Source organism: Mesorhizobium sp. M7A.F.Ca.ET.027.03.2.1 (genome assembly GCF_003999175.1).
Taxonomy (GTDB): domain Bacteria; phylum Pseudomonadota; class Alphaproteobacteria; order Rhizobiales; family Rhizobiaceae; genus Mesorhizobium.
Genome location: NZ_RZOM01000221.1, coordinates 1 through 6,852, shown reverse-complemented (window position 1 = coordinate 6,852; position 6,852 = coordinate 1). Strand labels below are relative to the sequence as shown.

General features: G+C 61.6%; 6 protein-coding genes. 3 read left to right on the top strand and 3 right to left on the bottom strand.

Going from position 1 to position 6,852, the window contains the following annotated elements; genetic code table 11:
• Both EN750_RS41475 and EN750_RS12280 read right to left on the bottom strand, forming a co-directional pair.
• On the bottom strand, positions 1 to 129 hold a 129-nt coding region (locus EN750_RS41475), incomplete at its 3' end, for a Maf family protein (RefSeq protein WP_189526163.1).
• A 289-nt stretch (positions 130 to 418) separates the two neighbouring features.
• Positions 419 to 1,240, bottom strand: coding sequence for a pyruvate, water dikinase regulatory protein (locus EN750_RS12280; RefSeq protein WP_127320737.1), 822 nt, complete (start codon positions 1,238 to 1,240; stop codon positions 419 to 421).
• 405 nt (positions 1,241 to 1,645) lie between these two features.
• On the opposite strand from EN750_RS12280, the gene hemE reads away from it, so the two are divergent.
• The 3 genes from hemE (at position 1,646) to rho (ending at position 4,709) form a co-directional block, all read left to right on the top strand.
• Complete coding sequence (hemE, locus tag EN750_RS12275) at positions 1,646 to 2,677, top strand: uroporphyrinogen decarboxylase (RefSeq protein WP_127396583.1); 1,032 nt, start codon at positions 1,646 to 1,648, stop codon at positions 2,675 to 2,677.
• Positions 2,677 to 3,213 (top strand): protoporphyrinogen oxidase HemJ, encoded by a 537-nt coding sequence (hemJ, locus tag EN750_RS12270; protein ID WP_127396582.1) that lies wholly within the window; start codon positions 2,677 to 2,679, stop codon positions 3,211 to 3,213. Before hemE ends, hemJ begins: the two co-directional genes overlap by 1 nt.
• A gap of 230 nt (positions 3,214 to 3,443) precedes the next feature.
• Positions 3,444 to 4,709, top strand: a complete 1,266-nt coding sequence (gene rho / locus EN750_RS12265) for a transcription termination factor Rho (protein ID WP_127268017.1) — start codon at positions 3,444 to 3,446, stop codon at positions 4,707 to 4,709.
• A 241-nt stretch (positions 4,710 to 4,950) separates the two neighbouring features.
• Here rho and EN750_RS12255 read toward each other — a convergent pair.
• The coding region (locus EN750_RS12255; RefSeq protein WP_145967589.1) for a thioredoxin domain-containing protein at positions 4,951 to 6,852 on the bottom strand (1,902 nt) is incomplete at its 5' end.

Genomic DNA, 6,852 nt, shown 5'->3' with positions numbered 1-6,852 from the left:
GTCCTGCAGGGGCCCATCGAGCGCGCGCTCGTCGACATCGGCCGGCACCGCCTCGACGTCGACGCCGGCATTGACCAGCATCGCCTTTCGGAACGGACTGCCGGAAGCGAGGATGAGTTTTTCGGTCATTTTGCACTCGGGCGCAGACACAGGCGCGGTTGGAGTTTGATCAGCTCTAGTCCTGTAAGGTTGGCGCTGCCCCTCATTGTCCTGCCGGACATTTCTCCCCGTATAGAGACGGGGAGAAAGGGGCAGCTTCAGCGCTGGCGCTGTTTCCAGCCACAGTCGCGATTGGCGAAACCATCAATGACAGCGCCCCTCTCCCCGTCACTATACGGGGAGAGGATGCCGGCAGGCAGGTGAGGGGCGGCGCCGAATTTCCGCCAGGGAAGACTCGGAAAACGCACTCCTCGCTCATCTATCTATTCTTCCCCCGCAGGGCAACGATGGCCGCCGCCGTTTCCTCGATCGAGCGGCGGCTGACGTCGATCATCGGCCAGCCATGGCGCGTGCAGATCTTGCGGGCATAGGCGAGCTCCTCGCCGATTGCGGCGCGGTCGACATAATCCGATGCCTCATACGAGCCGCTGTTGCCGAGGATGCGATTTTGCCGGACATGCGAGATGCGCTCGGCGGTGGCGATCAGCCCGACGATCAGCGGCTTGCTGGCGGCAACCAGGCTTTCCGGCACCGGCACGCCGAGCACGATCGGGATGTTGGCGGTCTTGATGCCGCGATTGGCGAGATAGATGCTGGTCGGCGTCTTCGACGTGCGAGAAATGCCGATCAGCACCACATCGGCATCGTCCATGTTGAGCGGCAACTGGCCGTCATCATGGTCCATGGTGAAATTGAGCGCGTCGATGCGGCGGAAATACTCGGCGTCGAGGACATGCTGGGCGCCGACGCGGCGGCCGGCCGGGGTGCCGAGATAGGACTGGAACACGGTCAGCACCGGCTCCAGCACCGATACACAGGGCAGGCCCATGGCCGCGCAGCGCTCGTCGATGCCGCGCGCCAGCTTCTGGTCGACGACCGTATAGAGGATGATGCCCGGTTCCTCCTCGATGTCCTCGAACACCTTCGCCACCTGCTTTTCGGTGCGGATAAGCGGATAGATATGCTCGATGGCGCGCGCATCCTTGTACTGCGCCGAAGCCGCCCGGCCGGCGGCGAGCAGCGTTTCGCCGGTCGCGTCGGAAATCAGGTGCAGGTGGAAGAAGCTCTGGGGTTTGTTCACAGGGGGTCACCTGGGGCTGTGGGCTTCTGTGGATAAAGCGGGATGAAAAGACTGGCCTGTCGGAGGCGACTGTATCAGATGGCAGTTTGTCCACAATTCGATGCGCTGTCAGCTTCGTCGGGCGATTGGGGACAAGTTTGGGGACGGCTTTTTTCGACTACGGTCCGTCCACAGGACCCGCCTTTCACCGCAATGCCTAACGCTTTGACTCGATTGATCGATTCCGAGCCATCCCCAGAACCCTACATCTGGGAAAAAGAAGCACGCGACAATATGTTGGCTGGTGTTTTCCGGGGCAAAGCGGGACAGGTGACAACCACCAGAACCAACAGACTCTTAGAATCAGAAGAATCTTAGATATAAGAATCTTTGATTATAGAAGAGGCTGGGAGAAGCGAGCGCCCGATGCCCCAGAACCGGATCATGCTGGATGTCCTGAAGGGCAAGGCTCATTTTCCGCCTCCGCTCTGGATGATGCGTCAGGCCGGACGCTATCTGCCGGAGTATCGGGAGACACGCAGGCGAGCAGGCTCGTTCCTGGACCTCTGCTACGATCCCGACCTTGCGGTCGAAGTGACCTTGCAGCCGATCGAGCGTTTTGGTTTCGATGCCTCGATCCTGTTTTCCGATATCCTTGTCGTTCCGCATGCGCTTGGCCGTGACGTTCGCTTTGAAGAGGGCAGAGGGCCGCTGCTGACGCCGATCACCGCGCCGGAGATTTTGGCTCTGGAAGGCAAGGTGTTTCACGTGAATCTCGAACCGGTCTATGAGACGGTTCGCCGGTTGCGGGCCAAACTGCCCGAAGAGACAACCCTGATCGGCTTCTGCGGCGCGCCGTGGACGGTGGCGACCTACATGATCGCCGGTCATGGCACGCCCGACCAGGCGCCGGCGCGGCTTTTTGCCTATCGCGAACCGGTGGCCTTTCAACGATTGCTGAAGGTGCTTGCCGAACATTCGGCCGCCTATCTCATCCGCCAGATCGAGGCGGGTGCGGATGTGGTGCAGATATTCGATTCCTGGTCCGGCGTGCTGGACGATGAGAGTTTCGACCTGTTCTGCGTTCAGCCGATGGCCGAGATCGTTGGCCGGGTGCGGGCGGTTCATCCCGATGTTCCGATCATCGGTTTTCCCAAGGGTGCCGGTTCGCGCTACCGGACATATCGACAGAAGACCGGCGTGACGGCGCTGGGGATCGACTGGACGGTACCCCTGATCGCAGCGAAGGAATTGCAGCGCTCGGGTGCGGTTCAGGGCAATCTCGATCCCTTGCGGCTCGTGGCTGGCGGCAAGGCGCTGTCGGATGGCGTCGAGGCGATCCTGAGGGCGCTGGGAGACGGGCCGCTGATCTTCAATCTCGGTCACGGCATCACGCCGGAGACGCCGATCGCCCATGTCGAGGCGATGGTGAAACAGGTGCGGAGCGCGACACGCTGATGGCTGAGATGAAAAACGCGAACAGCACCGGTCAGGCGATGATGCGGATGATGTCAGGTATCGCGGTGCTGGTCGTTCTCACCGCGCTTTTGTATTTCGCGGCACCCGACAGCTTCTATCTCTGGGCAAAGGCGATCCATATCCTCGCCGTCATCTCATGGATGGCGGGCATGCTCTATCTGCCGCGGCTGCTGGTCTATCATGCCGATGCCGAGAAGGGCTCGGTGCAATCGGAGACCTTCAAGGTGATGGAGCGGCGCCTGCTGCGCGGCATCATCAACCCGGCGATGATCGTCACCTGGGTGTTCGGCCTGTGGCTCGCCTGGAAGGGTTTTGGTTTCCAGGGCGGCTGGCTGCATGCCAAGATCGGTGCGGTGCTTTTGCTGTCCGCCGTTCACGGATATCTGGCCGGCGCGGTGCGCAAATTCGCCGAGGACCGCAATGAAAAACCGGCCAGGCACTGGCGGATGGTCAACGAGATCCCCACATTGCTGATGATCGCAATCGTCATCCTGGTGGTGGTCAAGCCGTTCTGATGCATGCTGCTCAAAAACGGCCAGGAGACAACGACGGGCAGTGATGCGTTTCAAGCCTTCATAGGTCACGCAAAACGCAGCTTGCTCTTTCACCCGACCGACGATAAAAGACGGGTCTTCCTTCCCGTCATGCGCCGCCCCTCATTGTTTTCGGCCGCGCCCGGCATTTGTCGCATCCCGCCGATATTTTCCCAAAGCCTACCCAGACTCCATCTATTCAAGGTCCGTCTATGCAAGAAATGAAACTCGCCGAGTTCAAGAACAAGAAACCGCCAGAGCTGATCGCTTATGCCGAATCGCTCGAGGTCGAAAACGCCAGCGTCATGCGCAAGCAGGAGCTGATGTTTGCGATCCTGAAGAAGCTGGCCGCCCAGGAGATCGAGATCATCGGTGATGGCGTGGTCGAGGTGCTGCAGGACGGTTTCGGCTTCCTGCGCTCCGCCAATGCCAATTATCTGCCAGGTCCCGACGACATCTATATTTCGCCGTCGCAGATCCGGCGCTTTTCGCTGAAGACCGGCGATACGGTCGAAGGGCCGATCCGCAGCCCGAAAGAGGGCGAGCGCTATTTCGCGCTGCTGAAGGTCAACACCATCAATTTCGACGATCCCGAAAAGATCCGCCACAAGATCCACTTCGACAATCTGACGCCGCTCTATCCGACCAAGCGGCTGAAGATGGAGATCGAGAATGCGACCACCAAGGACATCTCGCCGCGTGTGATCGACCTGGTCGCGCCGATCGGCAAGGGACAGCGCGCTCTGATCAACGCGCAGCCGCGTACCGGCAAGACGGTTCTGATGCAGAACATCGCCCACTCGATCACCGCCAACCATCCGGAATGCTATCTAATCGTGCTGCTGATCGACGAGCGGCCGGAAGAAGTGACCGACATGCAGCGCTCGGTGAAGGGCGAGGTGATCTCCTCGACCTTCGACGAGCCGGCGGTGCGCCACGTGCAGGTCGCCGAAATGGTCATCGAGAAGGCCAAGCGCCTGGTCGAGCATGGCCGCGACGTCGTCATCCTGCTCGATTCGATCACCCGCCTCGGCCGCGCCTACAACACCGTCGTGCCGTCATCCGGCAAGGTGCTGACCGGCGGTGTCGACGCCAACGCGCTGCAGCGGCCGAAGCGCTTCTTCGGCGCCGCCCGCAACATCGAGGAAGGCGGTTCGCTGACCATCATCGCCACCGCGCTGATCGATACCGGCAGCCGCATGGACGAAGTCATCTTCGAAGAGTTCAAGGGCACCGGCAACTGCGAAATCCAGCTCGACCGCAAGGTGGCCGACAAGCGCATCTATCCGGCCATGGACATCTTGAAGTCCGGCACCCGCAAGGAAGACCTGCTGGTTTCCAAGCAGGATCTGCAGAAGATCTTCGTGCTGCGCCGCATCCTGGCGCCGATGGGAACCACCGACGCAATCGAGTTCCTGATCGACAAGCTCAAGCAGACCAAGACCAATGCGGATTTCTTCGATTCGATGAACACGTAAGAGGACTGGCGAGGGCCAACGGGCAACTGCTTGCGCTGCCCCTCATCCGCCTGCCGGCACCTTCTCCCCGTATAGTGACGGGGAGAAGGGAGATGGCCGCACCCTCGGCGCTCGTTTGAAAATTGGCGAAACCGTCCATGACGGCGTCTTTCTCCCCGTCCCTATACGGGAGAAATGCCCGGCAGGGCAATGAGGGGCGGCGCCAGCGCCGCAATTTTGGGCTGATCGAGCAGCGTTGCCCTTATAGCCCTCGCAACAATCGTTCCAACTCTTCAGCATCCGTCACGACCGGCAAACACACCTGCCCAGTACACAACCATGCACCCGCCTCGTTGGTCGGCGGCAGGATTCCGCCAGGCAGCAAGGGTCGATTCGTACCCGTACCGATCGGCACGACAACGTCGACGCGGCGGGGGTCCGGACTTCGATTCGCAACCGGAACGAACTTTGGATCGTCAGGCGCATCGACGATGACCAGCTTGAGCGGCTCGATCGCCAGCGCGCAGGCGTTGACGATGCCGGCCTGGCCATAGGCCTGGTGCGACGCGCGGCCGGCGGCGTGCTCGGCAACTTGCCAGGCCCTTTCCTGCAGGTCGAGATTGCCGGTGACGGAGGCCAGCCGGACCAGTGCCTCGATGATCTGGCCGGTGGCGGAGGGAATGGCCTCGTCGACATCGCCGCGGATGCGGATCGGCACGTCGGTGCTGTCCGAGGCGGTCAGGTAATAACCTGTCTTTTCGGTATCGGCGTGCCAATGGTCGAGTTGCCCGATGAACTGGCCGGCTTGATCGACATAGCTCCAATCCCCAGTGGCCTCGAACAGCGAGATCGCTGCGTTGGTCATGGCGGCATAGTCGCTGGACAAAGCAGGGAATAGTTTTCTAGCGCCGAGCATCGAATGCGGCAGACGGCCGTCGCGGCCGGCGGTGCTGATGTGGGCGAAGGCTTTTGCCGCCGCGTCGATCCAGTCAGGCCGCGCCAGCGAACGGCCGGCCTCTGCTAGCGCTGCGATCATCTGGCCGTTCCAGTCGGTGAGGGTCTTTGCGTCAAGACCGGGCCTGACCCGCTGTTCTCGCACGGTGAGGAGTTTCGCCTTGAGCGGGCCGATCTCTTCGCGATCGATCACATAGTGCGATTGCTGGGACAGGGTTTGGTGGACGACCGGCTTGCCTTCCCAGCCGTGCGGGCTGGAGAGCGTGAAGTGTTTGAAAAACAAGGCGGAATCGTCGACGAGGGCGGCTTCGATCTCGTCTCGGCTCCAGGTGTAGAACAGCCCTTCCTCGCCGTCGCTGTCGGCGTCGAGACTGGCGGCAAAAGCGCCGCCGTCGACGCGCATCTCGCGCAGCAGCCAGTTGACCGTCTCTTCGATTCGGACCCGGAACAACCCGTTGCCGCTTGCGGCATGGGCCCAGTTGCAGAAGCGGATCAGCTGGGCATTGTCGTAAAGCATCTTTTCGAAATGCGGCACCAGCCATTCGGCATCGGTCGAGTAACGGCTGAGCCCGCCGCCGACATGGTCGTAGATGCCGCCGCTGACCATCTGTTCAAGGCTGTTGAGAACGTCGTCGCGATGGCTGGCGTTGCCGTCGCGCAGCCAGGACAGCCACAGCGTTTGCATGAACGGCGCATTGGGAAATTTCGGCGCGCCACGCAAGCCGCCCAGATCGCGGTCGATCATGCCGTCTATGCCCTTGGCAAGCTCAGCCAGCGTGTCGCGGTCGAGCCCTGTTTTCGCGTGCGAACCGGCGAGCCGTGCCTCGACATGTGTGGTCAGGCCGTCGGCGCTCTGGTTGAGGCTCGCCCGCTTCTCGCGCCACGCCTTGTCCACCGCCTCCATCACCTGGATGAAACCGGGGCGGCCGTAGCGTGGCTCGCGTGGAAAGTAGGTGCCGCCCCAGAACGGCTTGCCGTCCGGCGTCAGGAACATGGTCAGTGGCCAGCCACCCTGCTCGCCCATCGCGGAGAGCGCGGCCATATAGATCTGGTCGATGTCGGGGCGCTCCTCGCGGTCGACCTTGATATTGACGAACAGACGGTTCATGACGGCGGCGACACCATCGTCCTCGAAGCTTTCATGCGCCATGACGTGGCACCAATGGCAGGCGGCATAGCCGACCGAGAGCAGGATCGGCCTGTCCAGCGC